A 288-nucleotide genomic window follows, 5' to 3' on the forward strand; every position below is an offset into this window, starting at 1 on the left:
GCGCCAGCAGGTCCACATGCCCCGAGGTGCCCCGTTCATCACTGGGTGTCCAGTGGATGTAGCGCAGGGTGGTTTGCAAATGGCCATGCCCCAGCAGACGTTGCAGTTCATGCACCGCCAGACCATTCTCCAACTGGTGCGTGGCGTACGCATGTCGCAGGCCGTGAATCCCCACCGACTTGCTCACCCCGGCGCGGCGGCGACAGCGGCCAAACAGGCGCTGTGCTGAACTCACGCCAATGTGATGCTGCGGGTGGAATGTATGTGGAAACAGCCACACACGCGGGC

At 63.2% G+C, this 288-nt stretch carries 1 protein-coding gene; it reads right to left on the reverse strand.

What is annotated here, in order from left to right:
- Positions 1 to 235 (reverse strand): tyrosine-type recombinase/integrase (locus CKO35_RS18695; protein ID WP_338031830.1); only part of this gene is annotated, 235 nt, incomplete at its 3' end.
- Between the last annotated feature and the right edge of the window lie 53 nt (positions 236 to 288).

The sequence above is a fragment of the Ectothiorhodospira shaposhnikovii genome (genome assembly GCF_016584105.1).
GTDB classification, from domain to species: Bacteria; Pseudomonadota; Gammaproteobacteria; order Ectothiorhodospirales; family Ectothiorhodospiraceae; genus Ectothiorhodospira; species Ectothiorhodospira shaposhnikovii.